Consider the following 17411-nt stretch of genomic DNA (forward strand, 5'->3'; position numbering starts at 1 on the left):
GAGACCGAAGACAAACAAATCCCCCGGCCACGCCAGCAGCACATCGCCGATCAACGAGAAAATCAGACCGAGGCTGATCCAGCGCCGATAGTCGCTGGGCGGCGCATCGTGCAACCAGCCCAGCAACGCCAACACCGGCAGCGGTTTGACCAGCAGGCAAAGCAGCGCCGCATGGGTGCTGACGCCGTAGAGAAAGGTCACGGCGCCCATCAGCGCGAGGATCAGCCAGCCCACGATCAGTTCACCGAAATGGCGCAGTCAAAGGTTTCCACCGGCAACACTTCCGGCGCCCACGGTTGCTGCGAAGTCAGACGCAGGCGACCGGTGCCGGTGGCGAAAGCCTGGAAGCGCCAGGTCGAGAAACCGGCCGCGCCGACCACGCCGGCGTCTTCCGGATTGCTGTAGACCTCGGGGCTGAGGGCGCGCAATACGCCGCCGGCGGAATCCTGGATGGCCCAGCGGTAGCCGGTGGTGGGGTTGCTCGGGAGCATGACGATCAGGTTTTGCCCGTTGGTCAGCCGCACCGGGCATTCGCTCTGTTTTTCCACGGTCACGTTGGTTTTCGGTTGCGTGGCGCAGGCGGCCAGCAGGGCGAGGGACAGGGGGACAAACAGGCGAAGGGGGGACATGGATTCAGTGGCTCCGGCGTTGGCGACGAACGGCGAGCATAACTGAAGATGAGACAAAGTGTGACAACGCCAGGCTTGGCGTGATCGTTCCCACGTCGAGGCGTCGAACCGTCCGCGTGGGAATGCATCCTGTGACGCTCCGCGTCACGCTTGTGAAGGGACGCAGAGCGTCCCGGGCGGCATTCCCACGCAGAGCGTGGGAACGATCAGCAGGGGAGCGTTAGAAAAGCACCTTCGCCACATCCGCAAACTTCTTGGCGAAATGCACTGTAATGCCTTCCTTCAAGTAGTCCGGCAGCTCTTCGAAATTCCCTCGATTCGCCTCCGGCAAAATCAACTCGAAAATCTTCTGCCGCCGCGCCGCAATCACCTTCTCGCGCACCCCGCCAATCGGCAGCACATGGCCGGTCAGCGTCAGTTCACCGGTCATGGCCACGCCTTTTTTCGGCGCCTGATTGCGGGCGAGCGAGAGCAGGGCGCTGGCCATGGTCACGCCGGCGCTCGGGCCGTCTTTCGGTGTCGCACCTTCAGGGACGTGCAGGTGGACGAAGGCTTCGTCGAAGAATTTCGGATCGCCGCCGAAGGATTTGAGGTGCGAACTGACGTAGCTGTAGGCGATCTCCGCCGACTCCTTCATCACATCGCCCAGTTGCCCGGTGAGTTTGAAACCACGATTGAACGTGTGAATCCGTGTGGCCTCGATCGGCAAGGTCGCGCCGCCCATGCTGGTCCACGCCAGGCCGGTAATCACGCCGGTGCCGGACAATACTTGCTCGTTGCGGAACACCGGATGGCCGAGGGACGCTTCGAGGTCTTTCGGGCCGATCTTGATCACCGCTTTCGGATCGTCGATCAGTTTCATCACCGCTTTGCGCACCAGTTTGCCCATCTGTTTTTCCAGCTGACGCACGCCGGCTTCACGGGCGTAGCCGTCGATCAAGGCTTTGAGCGCCGTGTCGCTGATGCTCAGGCTGCCCTTGGATACGCCGGCCTTTTCCAGCAGTTTCGGCCACAGGTGACGCTTGGCAATGGCGACCTTTTCTTCGGTGATGTAGCCCGACAGGCGAATCACTTCCATCCGGTCCAGCAACGGGCCGGGAATCGAATCCAGAGTGTTGGCGGTGCAGACGAACAGGACTTTCGACAGGTCCATCCGCAGGTCCAGATAGTGGTCGAGGAATTCGACGTTCTGTTCCGGGTCGAGGGTTTCCAGCAGCGCCGAGGCCGGGTCGCCCTGGTAGCTCTGGCCCATCTTGTCGATCTCGTCGAGCATGATCACCGGGTTCATCACTTCGACGTCTTTCAACGCCTGCACGAGTTTGCCCGGCTGCGCGCCGATGTAGGTGCGGCGGTGGCCCTTGATCTCGGCTTCGTCGCGCATGCCGCCGAGGCTGAAGCGGTAGAACGGCCGGCCGAGGGATTCGGCGATCGATTTGCCGACGCTGGTTTTACCCACGCCCGGCGGGCCGACCAGCAGCACGATGGAACCGCTGATCTCGCCTTTATAGGCACCGACCGCGAGAAATTCGAGGATCCGGTCCTTGATGTCGTCGAGGCCGGCGTGGTGTTTGTCCAGCACCTTGCGCGCGTGCTTGAGGTCGAGCTTGTCCTCGCCGTACACGCCCCACGGCACCGAGGTCGCCCAGTCGAGGTAGTTGCGGGTGACCGCGTACTCCGGCGATCCGGTCTCGAGGATCGACAGTTTGTTCATTTCTTCTTCGAGGCGCTTCTGCACCTGCGTCGGCAGGACTTTGCCTTCCAGACGCTGCTCGAACTGTTCGAGGTCGGCGCTGCGGTCGTCCTTGGTCAGGCCGAGTTCCTGCTGGATGACCTTGAGCTGTTCTTTAAGGAAGAACTCGCGCTGATGCTCGCCGATCTTGCGGTTCACTTCGGCGGAGATTTCTTTTTGCAGGCGCGCGACTTCGACTTCCTTGCGCAGCATCGGCAGGACTTTTTCCATGCGCTTGAGCATCGGCACGCAGTCGAGCACTTCCTGCAGCTCGGGGCCGGTGGCGGAGGTCAGGGCGGCGGCGAAGTCGGTCAGCGGCGACGGATCGTTGGGGCTGAAGCGGTTGAGGTAGTTCTTCAGTTCTTCGCTGTACAGCGGGTTGAGCGGCAGCAGTTCCTTGATCGCGTTGATCAGCGCCATGCCGTAGGCCTTGACCTCGTCGGTTGGCTCGGTGGGCTGGTGCGGGTATTCGACTTCAACGAGATACGGCGGACGATGGTGCTTGAGCCAGGTCTTGATGCGGACGCGGCTCAGGCCCTGGGCGACGAATTGCAGTTTGCCGTTTTCGCGGCTGGCGTGGTGCACCTTGACCAGGGTGCCGTATTGCGGCAGTGCCTTGGTGTCGAAGTGGCGCGGGTCTTCCTGGGGGGTGTCCATGAAGAACAGGGCCAGGGAGTGGTGTTCGGATTTGCTGACCAGTTCGAGGGTTTCGGCCCAGGGTTCTTCGTTGACGATGACCGGCAGGACCTGGGCCGGGAAGAACGGGCGGTTGTGGATCGGGATGATGTAGACCTTGTCCGGCAGGTTCTGGCCGGGCAGGGCCAGGCCTTTGCCGGGGACGTGGTGTTCGATGTGTTCGGCGTCGGTTTCGGTGATGTCGTCGGGGTTCTCGGGGAATTCTTGCTGGTCGCTCATGGGGCACCTGCGCAATTGGGTATGGGTCTTAGATGGGGCAGGCTTTTGGTGGTTTCAATGGGGGTGGATGTTTCTGCTTGTGTGTTCAGGGTTTTGACAGGGTTTTGGGGTTGGGCTTGGCGGCCTTTGGGCCGGCCATGCTCTGGATGTTTGGGGTGAATATCCGTTTCTGCGGGGGTTGCCGCTGGCGGTTTCGCCCTTACGGCGAGGCACTTTTTTCAAACGCCAAAAAAGTACCCAAAAAGGCTCGTCCCGGCGTTCGGCCCTCGCAGGCTCGGGTTCCTTCGCTCCGGCGTCCCTCCGGGGGCATCGACTTCGTCGATGAGTTCGGCTTCGCCAAACGGCGCTGCGCGCCAATCCCCGGATGAACACCTCCACTCAGCCTTCCGAAGGGACGGGTGGATCAAGATCAAGAGCTTTGTCGAGCTAACGCTCATCCTGTTTTTTGGGGGAGCCATGCGCGGGTTGGTCGACCGGGGAATGGAACCTGGCAGGGCGTAGGCCCACCCGCGCATGGCTGTAACTTGATCGTTCCCACGCTCCGCGTGGGAATGCAGCCCGGGACGCTCTGCGTCCCAATCGAGCTGCCAGCGAATGCGGTCTGTGGCTGGCAGTCGATTTCGTCAGGGTGGCTTTGATCGTTCCCACGCTCTGCGTGGGAATGCAGCCCGGGACGCTCTGCGTCCCAATCGAGCTGCCAGCGAATGCGGTTTGTGGCTGGCAGTCGATTTCGTCAGGGCGGCTTAGCTGTGTGTTGGGTAACGTTGTACTTCGACGTTATCCAGTACTCGATTCACCGCCAGTTCCGCCAGCATGATCACCTGCTGAATCCCCAGGATCCGGTGCCGCTGCGGCGTATCGACAAAAGCCGCTACATCACTGGCCATGACACTGGCTGTGGCCAAAGACTCACACGCATGAGCCAGGAGGGTTTCGTCGTCCATGTCCGGGGATATCTGGAACATCTGGCTCGGTCGGCGGCCGGGGCATTTTTTGGGGATGGGATTGAAATGGTGGTCGAGCGCGCGTTCGGCGGCGTCGTGGAGTTTCTTTGAATCGGCGGATTCGTAGGGCGAGGTGTCGTTTGATTCGGGGGGATTGGGTGTTGGTTTTTTCATTTTTTACTCCTCAGGAATGGGTCCATTCCTCTAATTGCCGCGACGCAAAAAGAGGGGTGGCAGCTGTACGCGGGTTCGCGGACCGACCTGAGGCATTCGGCATACCCGAAGGTATCCCGCGTACAGCCACCATAAACAAGCACTTGAGGTGCTGCTGTTAAGCGGCGGCAATTATGCCTCAGAAGTCGGGCCGCGACGCCCGTTCGCTGAATTTGCAGCGACCCCCAAAGCCTATCCACCCCATTTCCGACCCACAACCGACGCGACATGTCAGAAACATCCCCCGCAAACACCCCGTCTGTAGGACATAAACACCCCGTTTAAAAACCGCAGCCCACAAAAAAAGGCGACACCCCTCACAGGGCATCGCCTTTTTTCTTACCGCCGCTAAAGCTTATTCCGGCAGTTTGTAAGCAATCACATAGTCACCCATCTTGGTGCCCAGCGAGCCGTGACCACCCACCACGAGCAGGACGTATTGCTTGCCGTCCTTGCCGGTGTAGGTCATCGGGGTCGCTTGGCCGCCAGCAGGCAGGCGCGATTTCCACAGTTCTTTACCGGTGTTCACGTCATAGGCGCGCAGGTACTGGTCCAGCGTGCCGCTGAGGAAGCCGACGCCGCCGGCGGTGACGATCGAGCCGCCCATGCTTGGCACGCCCAGGGTGAAGCCGATCGGGATTGGCGAGCTGTCGCGGCTGGTGCCGTTTTTGCGTTTCCAGACGACTTTGCCGGTGGTCAGGTCGATACCAGCGACGTAGCCCCAGGCCGGGGCCTGGCACGGTACGCCCAGTGGCGACATGAACGGGTGCATGATCACCGCGTATGGCGCGCCGGTGTTTGGCTGCACGCCGGCGGTTTCGCTCTCGCGTTTGCTGCCGGCGGCGACTTGCTCGCGTGGCACCATTTTCGAGACGAAAGCCATGTAGTTCGGGCTGGTGAACAGCATCTGGCGAACCGGGTCGACCGAGACGCCGCCCCAGTTGAACACGCCGACGTTACCCGGGTAGATCAGGCTGCCCTGTTCCGACGGAGGCGTGTATTGGCCTTCGTAGCGCAGTTCCTTGAACTGGATGCGGCACAGCATCTGGTCGAACGGGCTGGCGCCCCACATGGCTTTTTCGGTCAGTTCCGGGGCCAGCAGGTTCAGGTCCGAGCGGGCCTGGGTCGGGGCGGTGTGGTCGCCTTTCACGGCACCTTGCGGCACCGGGATTTCCTGGATCGGGATGATCGGCGTGCCGTCACGACGGTCGAGGACGTATAGGCTGCCCTGTTTGGTCGGGGCGATCAGCGCAGGTTTCACGCCGTCGGCGGTTTTCATGTCCAGCAGGGTTGGCTGGCTGCCGACGTCCATGTCCCACAGGTCGTGGTGGGTGAACTGGTAGTTCCAGCGCACTTTACCGGTGCCCAGGTCCAGGGCTACTACGCCGGCGCTGAATTTTTCGGCGCCCGGGGTGCGGTCGGCGCCCCATTGGTCTGGAGTCTGGTTGCCCAGTGGCAGGTAAACCATGCCGAGTTTTTCATCGACACTGGCCAGCGACCACATGTTGGCCGAGTTGCGGCTGTAGGTCTCGCCCGGGGCCAAGGGTTCGGTGGCGTCCGGGTTGTTGCTGTCCCAGTTCCATACCAGATGACCGTCGCGTACGTCGTAGGCGCGGATCACGCCGGACGGTTCGTTGGTCGATTCGTTGTCGGTGACGTGACCGCCCATGATCACCAGATCGCGAGTAATCGCGGCTGGCGAAGTGGAGTAGTAGCCACCGGCGGTGAACGGGCCGATGCCCTGGGTCAGGTCAACCACACCGTTGGTGCCGAAGCCTTCGCAGATCTTGCCGGTGTCGGCGTTCAGTGCGATCAGGCGGGCATCGGCGGTCGGCAGGTACAGGCGACGCGGGCAAGCCTGGGCGACGGCTTTGCCGGCCTCGGAGATGACAGCGGACGCAGCGTTTTCAGACTTGGCGTAAGCGGCTTCGTCGTAGTACGACACGCCACGGCAGGTCATGTGGGCGAAGCCCTTGAAGCCGACCGGGCTCTTGATCTGCGGGTCGAAACGCCACAGTTCCTTGCCGGTGTCCGGGTCCAGCGCCAGCACTTTGCTGTGCGCGGTGCAGGCGTAGAGCATGCCGTTGGCTTTCAGCGGGGTGTTTTCGTTGGTCAGCTCGACCGGATCATCGGCAGTCGGCAGGTCGCCGGTCTGGATGCGCCAGGCTTCTTGCAGCTTGCCGACGTTGGCCGGGGTGATCTGCTTCAGTGGCGAGTAACGGTCACCGAATTCGGTGCGGCCATAGGCCTGCCAGTCGCCGTCCGGCATTTGCGGGGCGGTGCTGGTGGTGTCGGCGGTGTCGCGACCCAGTTCGCCGAAGGTTTCGCCCGGGTGGGTGAACAGGCTGGCCAGGGCGGTGACGCCGGCCAGAACCACGGCCACGGTCAAACCGCCGGTGCCCATCGGTGCAGGACCGTTGAGCAGCAGCGGGCGACGGAACCACGGCAGCAGCATCACGAAACCGAGGACAAACCACAGCGCCAGACGCGGCACCAGTTGCCACCAGTCCAGGCCGACTTCCCACAGCGCCCAGACGGTGCTGGCGAACAGCACGATGGCGTACAGGCCCAATGCTGCGCGACGGCCCATCAGCATCAGAATGCCGGTCAGCGTGATGCCGATACCGGCCAGCAGGTAATACAGCGAGCCGCCGAGCGTACTCAGCTTGATTCCCCCGGCCAGCATGGCCAGGCCCATCAGCAGAAGCAGAATGCCGAGCAGGTTCGGCAGAAGACGGCTTCGACTCGAAGCACCTTCAGTGCTCATAGTGTGGTTCTCCGTGACGTTTCAAGTAGTCCCGCGCTGTAGTCACTGTAGATGACGATCGGGCGCGGGCATGGTTCAGATAAAAACTTGTCTTGCTATCGAATTTCATCTGCAGGCCTGAGCGGCCTGCATTGGGTTAGAACGACGACTGGATCTTGATCCCGCCGATCAGCGCGTTGTCGACCTTGTCCACACCGCCGGGATGGCGGATGTATTGCAGGTTCGGGCGCACGGTCAGCCAGTTGGTGACGTGCACGCCGTAATAAAGCTCGGCGCTGTATTCGGTGTCCTGCGGCGGCAGGAACGACGGATCGTCATAGTCGTAGACGGCGCGGGCCTGGTTGGTCGCTTCGGCATTTTTGCGGTAGGCCGGGTTGACGTGGACGCGGGCCAGGGCGAAACCGATGTCGTCCTTGGCGCGGGCGTCGAACAGGCCTTTGTAGACCACGCCGGCCTGGACGTAGTTGTCGATGGCGTTGGTCTTCTTGTCGTGCATCGTGCCGTTGGCGAACACGCTCAGACCACGGGAGTTGTCGCTGGCGACGCTGGTGACCTGCTGCTGCACGCCGAGCCACACGCCGTGTTTGCTCGAAGCGCTGCGATAGGCTTCGCCGCTCAGGGCGGCCGGCTGGCCGTTGCTGTCTTTATAGGCGTCGGTGGCCTTGGCGTTGCTGTAGTAGTAACCGGCGCGGTATTCGCCCGGCAGGCCGTTGAGCTTCGGCTTCCACACCAGTTCGATTGGCAGGATCGCGCCCTGGGTGCCGCTGCCGCTGAGCTTGAAGCCGTTGCCGCGATCGAGGTTCGACGGGTTCTGCTCATAGGCACCGACTTGCGCGTACAGCTCCGGCGTCAGGTGATATTTGACGCGCATTGCCCATTGGCTGACCGGCCAGTTGTACCAGATACCGCCGACCCAGTTGCCGACCTGCGAGCCGCAGAACGCCAGGTTCTGGAAGTCGCACGGGAAGGTGTTGAAGTCTTCGCCTTCGCCAAAACGGCCGACCTTGATGTCGAGCTTCTGGTCGAAGAATTTCTGCTGGTACCACATCTGCGTCAGGCGGGTGGTCTGGCCACGGCCCCAGACTTCCTGGGCGGAAGTGAAGCCACCGACGCGCGGGTCGTTGATGCGGTCGTTGCTGATGTTGTTGCCGCTGCGCTTGGTTACGGTCAGCTGGAATTCAGCGTCGTTCCAGCCCAGCAGTTTTTGCAGGTCCAGATGAGTGCCGAGGCCCCATTGGTCGCTGTAGCGCGCGGTGCGGTCGTGGTCGTAGCCGCCGTGCAGGTTGCTGCCCATTTCGCCGGTGTAGTCGAGCTTGAAGTCGATACCTTTTGCCGCGAGTTCGCTGCGGGTGCCGTTCCAGTCACCGAGCATCCACGGTGATTCACTGTCGAAGGCCGGGGCGGCCTGGGTGCAGGTGGCGAGGCCAAGGGCGGTGCAGCCGCCGATCAGGCGCAGGGTTGAGATAGCGCTGTCTCGGGAGAACGGAAAATCGGGCATGAATAGGGTCTTTCTTGATCTTTTTGGGGGATAAGCTGGCCGCTACGATTTGACGCAGGCAGTGAAGCGATTCAGCAGAAGGGCGGCAGGATAATGTCCTGTTACAAAAACACAAAGTGCTTTTGCAGACATGAACCCTTTCGGATTCGGTAACAGTGCGGCAATACAGCGCATTGCGGGCGTTGGCGCAGGCTGCGATCTTCTCCGGTTGGCCTACATTTAACCCAAGGCCTTCCACCCGCCCATGCCCTCGGCTAAGGTGCGCGGCTTCTGCATTTTCACTTCGCCCAAAGGCCCGGCATGAACGACCACAACCCCGATCCGCTGCACGGCGTGACCCTCGAACAGATCCTCAATGCACTGGTGACCCACTACGAATGGTCGGGCCTGGCCGAGCGCATCGACATTCGTTGCTTCAAGAGCGATCCGACCATCAAGTCGAGCCTGACCTTTTTGCGCAAAACCCCATGGGCGCGGGAAAAGGTCGAGCGTCTGTACGTGAAACTGATGCGCACCAAGCGACCACTCTGAGATGAACGCCGTACTGCGGCGACGCCTGATCACTTCGGCTGCGGTGCTGGGCTGGGCCGGGCTGGGGATTCAGCTGTACCTGATTTTCTTCGCGCGCCTGAGCGTCGGCGCCAGTCTGCTGGGCGGGCTGGTGAGTTTCTTCAGTTACTTCACTGTGCTCACCAACACTTTGGTGGCGGTGGTGCTGACCTGCGCGGTGACCGACCGCGAATCCGCAGCGCGACGCTGGTTTCTGCAACCCTGGGTCAGCAGCGGGATTGCCGTGAGCATTGCGGTGGTGGGCCTGGCTTACAGCGTTTTGCTGCGGCATTTGTGGCATCCGCAGGGCTGGCAGTTTATAGCCGACGAATTGCTCCACGACGTGATGCCGCTGCTGTTCCTGGCTTATTGGTGGCTGTGTGTGCCGAAGGGCACTTTGCGTCTGAAGCACCTGCCGCTGTGGCTGATCTATCCGCTGGTGTACTTCGCCTATGCGCTGCTGCGCGGGCATTTGCTGGGGGCTTACGCCTATCCGTTCATTGACGTGGCACTGCTGGGTTATCCACAGGTGTTCATCAATGCCGGGGGGATTTTGCTGGGGTTTGTGCTGATTTCGTCGCTGGTGATCGGGATTGATCGTTGGCAGGGGCGGCGCCTTTAGCAGCGCCGCCGCTCGCTTCACTCTTCTTCGGAGCCCTCGGCACGCCAGTACCCGACGGCTTTGACGAACTGTTCATCCAGCCCGTGCTCATCGAGCAGCACTCGGCGGATCTGCCGCGAGACTTTCGTTTCCGTCGCCACCCACGCGTACAGATTGCCCTTGGGCACCTGCAATTGTTTGACGGTGGCCAGCAGATTGTCCTTGCCGCCTTCGCGCAATACCCAGATCACATTGACCTGTGCGGCACTCTCCAGTGTCTGCTGTTCCTTGCCGTTTTCCACTTCGATCACCACCAGCGCCTTGCGATTGGCTGCCAGGCCTTCGAGGCGGCGGGCGATGGCGGGCAGGGCGGTTTCGTCGCCGATCAGCAGGTAGCTGTCGAAGATGTCCGGCACGATCATCGAGCCACGCGGGCCGCCGATGTGCAGGAATTGTCCGGGCTTGGCCTGTTCGGCCCAGGTCGAGGCAGGGCCGTCGCCGTGCAGGACGAAGTCGATGTCCAGTTCAAGCTTGTCGAGGTCATAACGACGCGGGGTGTAGTCGCGCATCTCGGGCATTGGTACATCGCTCTTGCCGCCGCCGAGCACCAGGGTTTCCAGTGCGGCGGCCTGTTCGGCGTTCTGCGGGAACAGCAGTTTGACGTGGTCGTCGGTACCGAGGCTGATGAAGCCGGCCAGTTCCGGTCCGCCGAGGGTGATGCGGCGCATGCGCGGGGTCAGGTCGACGACGCGCAACACTTCCAGGCGGCGACGTTTGATTTCGTGCATCACACGATGGATGCCTTGAGTCTGTACTTCAGTCATTCGGCTTTCTCCGGGGCAGATTGAACGGCGGGGCCGTCGACGATGGCTTTGGCGGTGTCGTTGAGCAGGTCGCGCACCCGCAGGATTTCTTCCGGGCTCCAGCGCCCGTGGTGCATCTGCAGGGCATGACGCAGGTTGTGCACCGCTTCATGGATTTCCGGCGGCCGGTCGTGGCCGCGTAGCGAGCGCTTGCTGACGTCGATGCGCATGCGCACGCCGTCCAGCGCCACCGCCTGTTCGCTGAGGGATTGGCGACCTGCATCGGTCACCGCGTAGCGCTTTTTGCCGCCCTCGGCGTCGCCGGTGATCATTTCGCTCTCTTCGAGGAATGTCAGGGTCGGGTAGATCACGCCGGGACTGGGGCTGTAGGCGCCATCGAACATGGTTTCGATCTGGCGGATCAGGTCGTAGCCGTGGCACGGCTGCTCGGCGATCAGCGCCAACAGCAGCAATTTCAGATCGCCCGGGGCAAAGACCCGCGGGCCGCGACCGCCGCGCTCGCGGCCGTGGCGTTTTTCGAAGCCGTCACGGCTGTCGCCGTGGTCGCGGTGGGGGGAATGATGGTCTCTCATTTCAGTCTTCTCTCGTCGTGTTTAGATACAACTTAAGATATATCTTTTCGACTGGGCAAGGGCTTTTTGCCGCAGAGCTGACGAGTGGTCAACGGCGAGAAAGGCGCTCCGACAGAGGGACCGCCATGGCTTGTTGATCGAGACAGGAATAACCGGAAAGTTAAAGCTATCACTCTATTAATGCTTGAGCTTATATTCTAAAAAGATTAGAAAGTGCTGACCGGTATTGTCGAAGCTGCTGTAACTTTTTTCATGAATAACTGTAGGTAGGGAATGTCTTACAGCTACTTTTATATATTTTGATTTTTTGATGTTTTTTCTTTCGTGTTGCGAGGTTATTGAACTACAAGCTCGTGGGAAGTTGCCTGCTTACATTCTTGAGACAAGCGTCGATCATGCCCCGGCGTTGAACTTCCATGTTTCGGTACTTATCGACCGGTGTGACATGAACTTCAATGTTCCGATTCCTTAAAAAGAAAACAGGTACTGACCGATGTTCAAGAAAATCGCAATCACCGCTTCTCTCGCTGCCCTGGCCCTGAGCTCGTCCGTGACCTTCGCTGCCGGTGAAGCCCGTCACTCCATCAGCCTGATCGCCCACGTACCGACCAACGGTTTCTACGTGGTGCCGACCGACTCCGACCTGGTCAACAAAGACCAGGACATGAGCTTCCAGCCAAGCACCGGCAAGATGCGTGAAGTCAATGGCTTCTTCGATGTGCGCAATAACAACGGTTCTGTGCATGCCAGCCTGGAAAGCGTGCCGAAACTGATCTCCGGCGCCCAGGCGATCGATCTGCAAGTGCTGTTCAACAACAAGGAACTGACCCTGACCCCGCAAATGGTCGTGGGTGAGTCGGAGTCTGACGTCAACTATCGCGCGCCGCTGAAAATCAGTGCCAAAGGCAGCACTTTCCAGCCGGGTGATTACACCGGTGTTGTCGCCATGACTTTCGACGCCGTGCCGCCGATCGGTGGTGGCAAGTAATCGGTTGATCTGCACTCAACGCAGCTTGCCAGAGTCGCGTTCCCCGGCGGGATAAGCAGCAGTGTCTGTTCCGCCGGACTTCAACTTTTGTAAATCAGAGTACGAGTTCATGTTCCCGATGACACCCGTCGCGGCTGCGCTTGCGCTGTTGTTTTGTGCCAACGCAGCGGCCGCCTCCGAACCCGCCGGCACGACTCCGCGCAGTCTGTTGGCGCAGGCCAAAGGTTTACCGGCAGATTTCGAAGAGCACTTTTTCGATGTGCCGCTGGCGGTGCGGGTCGAACTCGACCAGCAACCGCTGGGGGAAGCCATGGTGGTGTTGTCCCGCGATGATCGCGTCACGTTGCTGGAATTCACTGACACCAGTGAAAACCGCTACACACCCGCCGAACGCGAGAAGTGGGCGGCCTATCTCAAACCTGGCGTGCCGCTGGGCGCGTGCACCGGCTCCTGCCCCGATCAGGTGCTGGCGGTGCATTACAACCTGGAAAATTCGTTGCTCTCGGTTCTCACCGAGAACGCTGAGCGTGACCTGGAAACCAAGCGTTTCTATGACCAACCCGAAGACGGCAGCAGCGGCCTGATGGTGCGCAACCAGCTCAACCTCAATGGCGGCCAGGATCAGGATTTGGGTGGACGTTTTGGCCTCGAAGCCAGCGGCAGCCTGGGCAACTGGAGCCAGACCTTCAACATGCAAATGGCTCGCCTCGGCGGCCCGGACGACAAGCTCTATCACGCGGTCCACGAGCTCTACACCCAGCGCGAACTGCAAGGCAATTTCTTTCGCCTGGGCTATTTCACCCCCAACTCCGAAGGGCTGACCCGCCAGCCGCGCACGTTCGGCACCAGCCCTGACACGGCGGTCGGCGTGATGTACGGCAGCTCCGACAGCCTGGCGATCAACAACGCAGCGCCCAGCGTCTACCCGATTTACGTCACCGCCAATCGCCAAGGTTCGGTGGAGATCTGGCGCGACGGTCTGCTGATCAACACTCAATCGATACCCGCCGGTTTGCAGACCCTCGACACACGACCGCTGCCCGGTGGCATTTACGAGGTGGAAGTGCGGCTGATCGAAGACGGCCAGATCACGTCCAGTACCCAGGAGCTGGTGTACAAGCCCAGCAACTGGCGCAACCTCGACGAGCGCTGGCGTTACAACCTGTTTGCCGGCGAAGAACAGAAACTGCTGAGCAACTGGGATCAACAGTCCAGCGGCAGTCCTACGGCGGGCGCCTCGCTCAACTACCTGCTGCACCCGCGAGTCATCCTCGGCCTGTCGGCGCGGCAGATTCGCGAAAAGCTGCAATATGGCACGTCCATCGACTGGACCCTGGCCAATCACATCAGCCTGTATGCCAACGTCTACAAGACCGAGGATCACGGCACCGGCCTCGATTTGCAGAGCCTGTATAACTACGGTTCCGGCAGTCTGGTGATCAGCCACAACCGCAGCTGGCTCGACACCACCGACCAGTACGAAACCCTGCCGGACGGCACCCGGGTGCGTCAGCGCAATGTGTTCATCGGCGAAACCAGCAACTCGTCGCTGGCGCTCAACCACCGGCTCAACAGCCGCAATTCGCTCAACGCACGGGTCTCCCACAGCGAAGGCAATGTCGAAGGCGTCGGCGTGGATCTGGGCTGGACCCGGCGCAGCGAACTGTTCGGCAATGACGCCAACTGGCGCTTGTCACTGTTCGATCGACCGGGCAGCTACAGCAGTGGCGATGCGCGTAATCGCGGGGTCGACTTGAGCCTGAACATGGCGCTGGGCGCGCCCGGCGAGCAGATCACCGGCAGCATCGGTTCGCGCACCGACCGCGACGGCGGGCGTGACAACAACGCTTCGATCGGCTGGCGCAAGGACCTCAAGGGCCACGTCCTGCAGAACGTCTCGGTGACGGCGCTGACCGACACCTACGGCATCGGCGCTTCCGGCCTGGCCAACTTTCGCACCGACACGATCAATGGCGACGGCTTCATCCAGCGCTCGTCCTACAACGGCAATTTCACCGGCGGTCTCAACCTCGACAGCACGCTGGTGGTCGGCGGCCAGCAGATGCTCATGACCAGCGAATACGAAATGCGCGGGGCCGGGATGATTGTCGACGTCGAGTCGGACATCGAGGGCATTGCCTTGCGCGCCGACGACTTCAGCGGTGGCAGCGCAGCGCTGAAACCGGGGCGCAATTTCATCCCTATCACGGCCTATCAGAACAGCTCGGTGAGCTTCGACTTCGAAGGCAACAACGTGCCGGCGGCGACCATCGAACCGGCGCGCACCCGTTACCACCTGAACAAGGGCGGGGTCGACTACCGCAAGATCCGTGTGATGAAAACCCTGACCGTGCTCGGTCGACTGGTCAACGAACAGGGCCATCCACTCAAGGGGCATCACGTGATCAACCACGCCAGTCGCGGAGTGACCGAGGTCGACGGCTTCTTCTCGATGGAAATGAACGCCGGCTCGCCGACCCTCGAGGTGCGCCAGGATAACCGCCTGCTGTGCCAGTTCCGCCTCGAGGCGGATCAGCACCGCAGCGAAAACAATGTGTTGATGATCGGGGATCTGCGTTGCACACCGGACACCCTGGCCGATGCGACCTCTACCGATCAGAAGGCGGGTTGAGCGTGAAAAAGCTAACCGTATTCATGGCCTTGATCGGGGCACTGAGCCTGCCTTCGGTCGAGGCGGCGAATCAGGAAATCAGGGCATTGTTCCAACCCGACTCCTCGCAGCCGAACAAGAATGTGTTCGTCAACAAGACGCCAAACAGTGGTTATTGCGCGGATTTCCCGAGTGAGTGCGCCAGCAACGGCATGTTCAGCATCCGGGTGCCGATTCGCTTCAGTACGTTTACCCCGCTGTTTTCGGCCAATGGTGTCTGGGTGAAAGTGCCCGCCGCCTGGCAAGTCCTGAACGTAACCAATCAGCAGACCCAGCAGACGCGTGCGGTGGAGGTCCGAATCAGCGGAATCGGCTCGCGCTTTCGCTTGAGCAAGCCCGTCACCGAGTTGACAGGCGAGTCTGATGTGGGGGAGGCGCATCGCAAACTCTGGGAGGGCAGTTCCTGGGTCTACGCCGCGCCCCCCTGCCTCTATAGCGGATGGGGTCTTCCTTCACCGACGACTTATCAGTTTTTCTGGAAGACGCCCGTGCAAGGCAGCTGTATCAAGACTGCCGCGATGGATGTCGGGCATATGGATTTCGAGTATCTCGATATCGCCTACGAGTTGCGCACTCCCGATCCGTTGACCATGCCGACCGGTACGTACACCGGCGCATTGACCTATAGCGTCGGAGCGGGTGGCGCGGACTTCAACATGGGGCCCTTTTTTCGTGCGGATGACTCCAGCCTGACCCTGGACTTCGTGCTCGACGTTCATCACGCCCTGAAAGTCGATCTGCCACCCGGCGGCGACAAGGTGACGATGGAACCGGTTGGCGGATGGCAACGCTGGATCGACACGGGGCGCATGCCGACCGAGATCTATCGCGACCAGCAGTTTTACCTGTCGGCCTCGTCACCCTTCAAGGTGATGATGATCTGCAACTCGCTGGGCGGCACTGAGTGCGGCATCGGCAACAACGAAGTGGGCTTTTCCAAGTTCGAGGTCAAGCTGACCCTGCCCCGAGGTATCACAGGCCCCGGCAACAGCGATGGCTGGTCCGGCACGTTGTCGCACAACACCTGGCTGGGGCCGTTCGAGCCTACTCGTTACGTTGATCGAAAACCCGGCACCTTGCGTTTCCAGATCCCTCGGCGGTGGATCGAATCGCTGCTCAAACCCGGCATGAACGGAACGCTGTGGGGCAACGTCACCATCATTTTCGACTCGGAAGTATGAACCTCCGGGGCTGGCCAATTTTCATTTTCACGAGGTTGAATTCCATGACCCGAATGTTTTTGCTGATGCTGTCCGGCCTGTGTTGCCTGACTGCCCATGCCGGGCCGCAGATCAATGTCGGCACCGTGTACGACTATCTCGACGGCGACAAAAGTACGTACCTGAAGCGTGTTTTCAACAGCGGTGACAGCACCGCTTTCGTCAAGATCAATGTGCTGGAAATCGTCTATGACGCCGACGGCAAACCGCAGGAGATTCCCGTGGTCAACGCGGCCGACGGCGCTTCGCGCAACGGCATCATGGCCAGCCCCGCGCGCCTGATCGTGCCGGCGCAGGGCATGCAGGGCACGCGCTTGCTGTACATGGGCGAGCGGGATCGCGAACGCTACTTCCGCGTGCGTTTCGTGCCGGTCGTACCGGAAAAGGAAGACGAATTCGTGGTCTCCCAAGAGGAGCGCGAAGACTACAAAAAGTCGTTTTCGGCCGGGGTCAACGTGATGACCGGATTTGGCATCGTGTTTTTCGTGCGCCCCAAAGATGCGCGTTTCGACACGGTGATCAGCGACACGCCCGAACGCTACGAGATCCGCAACAACGGCAACACGGTGATGGTGGTCGACGAATTCAAAAGCTGTTCGGTGAGCAATGAAGCCGATTGCGGCGCGACCACCAAACACCACGTGATGGCTGGCAAAAGCTTCGCCTTTGAAAAGGAAGCCGGCCGCGAATACCGCTTCAAACTGGTGGAAGGCGACAGCAGGAAAGACCTCAGGGTCGCGCGCCGCTAAGGCCTCTATCCACGACGCGCCAGGTATCGATCATGAACAAGCAATGCGCCGCTGCGGCACTGATGGCTTTCACCGCCCTGATGAGTATCCCCGCTTGGGCGGTTCGCGAAGAGCTCAACTTCGAAGTGTTCCTGACCATTCCCAGTCGGGCGTTCTACGTCATCCCCGCAGAGTCGGACTGGATTCACCGCCCGCAGCGCCTGCTCTGGGATTACAACACCTCGACCCTGCGCGGCTTGCGTAAATCGTTTGACGTGCGCCATGACAGCAGTGCAATCGAAGCGCGGCTGGAAAGCACCGGACGCCTCTCCAATGGCAGGCTGGGCGAAGAGATCCTGCTGCATGTGAAATTCAACGGCGTGGTGCTGAGCGCAGACGTTCGTCCGCGCGAAGTCCTGTCGCAGGCCGAAGCGGCCGTCGGGAAGCGTGTGCTGCTGGAAATCGATCCGATCAAGCCGCTCGGCGGTTTCAAGCCAGGGGATTACGACGGCACGGTCATGCTGTTGTTCAACGCAAAGGCACCGGGAAGTTGATTGTCACCA

At 60.9% G+C, this 17411-nt stretch carries 15 protein-coding genes; 7 read left to right on the top strand and 8 right to left on the bottom strand.

The window, feature by feature from the left end:
• The 6 genes from K5E37_RS07705 to K5E37_RS07730 all read right to left on the bottom strand — a co-directional run.
• Nucleotides 1-234 (bottom strand): lysoplasmalogenase family protein (locus K5E37_RS07705; protein ID WP_221533529.1); only part of this gene is annotated, 234 nt, incomplete at its 3' end.
• Nucleotides 235-236: 2 nt separating this feature from the next.
• Nucleotides 237-629: a protease inhibitor I42 family protein gene (locus K5E37_RS07710; protein ID WP_221533530.1), complete on the bottom strand. Its 393-nt coding sequence runs from the start codon at nucleotides 627-629 to the stop codon at nucleotides 237-239.
• Between the two features lie 220 nt (nucleotides 630-849).
• Complete coding sequence (lon, locus tag K5E37_RS07715; RefSeq protein WP_127799742.1) at nucleotides 850-3273, bottom strand: endopeptidase La; 2424 nt, start codon at nucleotides 3271-3273, stop codon at nucleotides 850-852.
• Between the two features lie 743 nt (nucleotides 3274-4016).
• Entirely contained in the window at nucleotides 4017-4391 is a 375-nt protein-coding gene (locus K5E37_RS07720) for a DUF6124 family protein (protein WP_108563166.1), read from the bottom strand.
• A 394-nt stretch (nucleotides 4392-4785) separates the two neighbouring features.
• Entirely contained in the window at nucleotides 4786-7197 is a 2412-nt protein-coding gene (locus K5E37_RS07725) for a glucose/quinate/shikimate family membrane-bound PQQ-dependent dehydrogenase (RefSeq protein ID WP_221533531.1), read from the bottom strand.
• A gap of 136 nt (nucleotides 7198-7333) precedes the next feature.
• On the bottom strand, nucleotides 7334-8695 hold the full coding sequence (locus K5E37_RS07730) for a carbohydrate porin (protein WP_221533532.1): 1362 nt from the start codon (nucleotides 8693-8695) through the stop codon (nucleotides 7334-7336).
• Between the two features lie 300 nt (nucleotides 8696-8995).
• On the opposite strand from K5E37_RS07730, the gene K5E37_RS07735 reads away from it, so the two are divergent.
• Both K5E37_RS07735 and K5E37_RS07740 read left to right on the top strand, forming a co-directional pair.
• Complete coding sequence (locus tag K5E37_RS07735) at nucleotides 8996-9226, top strand: VF530 family DNA-binding protein (protein WP_007956650.1); 231 nt, start codon at nucleotides 8996-8998, stop codon at nucleotides 9224-9226.
• Nucleotide 9227: 1 nt separating this feature from the next.
• Nucleotides 9228-9866 carry a Pr6Pr family membrane protein gene (locus K5E37_RS07740; RefSeq protein WP_221533533.1) on the top strand — a complete coding sequence of 213 codons (639 nt, stop codon included), beginning with the start codon at nucleotides 9228-9230 and terminating at the stop codon, nucleotides 9864-9866.
• 17 nt (nucleotides 9867-9883) lie between these two features.
• Here the strand turns inward: K5E37_RS07740 and K5E37_RS07745 are convergent, their stop codons facing one another.
• Together K5E37_RS07745 and K5E37_RS07750 are read right to left on the bottom strand one after the other, a co-directional pair.
• Nucleotides 9884-10669: a siderophore-interacting protein gene (locus K5E37_RS07745; protein WP_221533534.1), complete on the bottom strand. Its 786-nt coding sequence runs from the start codon at nucleotides 10667-10669 to the stop codon at nucleotides 9884-9886.
• The gene (locus tag K5E37_RS07750; RefSeq protein ID WP_011335784.1) at nucleotides 10666-11241 is read right to left on the bottom strand and encodes a PadR family transcriptional regulator; all 576 of its coding nucleotides are present in this window, start codon (nucleotides 11239-11241) and stop codon (nucleotides 10666-10668) included. The genes K5E37_RS07745 and K5E37_RS07750 overlap by 4 nt, the downstream gene beginning before the upstream one ends.
• 493 nt (nucleotides 11242-11734) lie before the next feature.
• On the opposite strand from K5E37_RS07750, the gene K5E37_RS07755 reads away from it, so the two are divergent.
• From K5E37_RS07755 to K5E37_RS07775, 5 genes are all read left to right on the top strand, one after another.
• The gene (locus K5E37_RS07755) at nucleotides 11735-12229 is read left to right on the top strand and encodes a CS1 type fimbrial major subunit (RefSeq protein ID WP_127799732.1); all 495 of its coding nucleotides are present in this window, start codon (nucleotides 11735-11737) and stop codon (nucleotides 12227-12229) included.
• Nucleotides 12230-12338: 109 nt separating this feature from the next.
• A complete protein-coding gene (locus K5E37_RS07760; protein WP_221533535.1) occupies nucleotides 12339-14861 on the top strand; it encodes a CS1-pili formation C-terminal domain-containing protein in 2523 nt (840 codons plus the stop codon).
• Between the two features lie 2 nt (nucleotides 14862-14863).
• On the top strand, nucleotides 14864-16081 hold the full coding sequence (locus tag K5E37_RS07765) for a hypothetical protein (protein ID WP_311776179.1): 1218 nt from the start codon (nucleotides 14864-14866) through the stop codon (nucleotides 16079-16081).
• Between the two features lie 44 nt (nucleotides 16082-16125).
• Complete coding sequence (locus tag K5E37_RS07770; protein ID WP_221533536.1) at nucleotides 16126-16869, top strand: molecular chaperone; 744 nt, start codon at nucleotides 16126-16128, stop codon at nucleotides 16867-16869.
• A 32-nt stretch (nucleotides 16870-16901) separates the two neighbouring features.
• The gene (locus K5E37_RS07775; RefSeq protein WP_085606800.1) at nucleotides 16902-17402 is read left to right on the top strand and encodes a CS1 type fimbrial major subunit; all 501 of its coding nucleotides are present in this window, start codon (nucleotides 16902-16904) and stop codon (nucleotides 17400-17402) included.
• Nucleotides 17403-17411: the final 9 nt, after the last annotated feature.

This window comes from Pseudomonas sp. RIT778 (assembly GCF_019718735.1).
Taxonomy (GTDB): Bacteria; Pseudomonadota; Gammaproteobacteria; order Pseudomonadales; family Pseudomonadaceae; genus Aquipseudomonas; species Aquipseudomonas aphyarum.